The sequence below is a fragment of the Bradyrhizobium sp. SRL28 genome (assembly GCF_018596315.1).
GTDB lineage: Bacteria > Pseudomonadota > Alphaproteobacteria > Rhizobiales > Xanthobacteraceae > Bradyrhizobium.
This window is the reverse complement of record NZ_JAHEAG010000212.1, coordinates 1-543: the sequence shown is the minus strand read 5'-3', so window position 1 is coordinate 543 and position 543 is coordinate 1. Positions and strand designations below refer to the sequence as shown.

Annotated in this window: 1 protein-coding gene; it reads right to left on the bottom strand. The window is 66.7% G+C overall.

The genetic code is table 11. The features are described from left to right. A partial coding sequence (locus tag KIP88_RS46035) for a pitrilysin family protein (RefSeq protein WP_214494656.1) occupies nucleotides 1-543 on the bottom strand: 543 nt, incomplete at both ends.

The following is a 543-nucleotide window of genomic DNA, read 5'->3' as shown; positions in this document are numbered from 1 at the left end:
GCAGTATCCTTGATCAGATAGCCGGTCACCGATCGCTTCTTGTCGAGCCATTTGGCCGCGGCGTCGCGCACCTGCTCGGCGGTGACGGCGCGGATGCGGTCCGGCCAGCTCCTGATATCGTCGATGCTGAGACCGGTGGTGAGCGCGCTTCCATACCGGCCCGCAAGCGTCGCTTGGTCATCCTGGGCGTAGATCGCTTGCGCAATCAGCTGGGTCTTGACCCGCTCGAGGTCCTCGGCGCGTGCGGGATTCTGCGCGAGGTCGGCGATCACCTTGTCGATCGCCTCCTCGATCGGCGCAAATTCGACGCCGGGCTTCGGCGTCACCAAGATCGAGAATTGCGACGGGTCGAGCGCCGTGCCATCGTAGCCAGCGTCGGCGCTGATCGCGAGACCCCTGTCGATCACCAGCGCGCGGTAGAGATAGGAGTTGGCGCCGCCGCCCATCAATTGCGCGAGCACATCGAGCGCGGGGCTTTCGCCCGTTGCCGCCGTCGCGGCCGCCGGCACCAGATAATAGCGGCGCAGGCCGGGCTGCTCGACG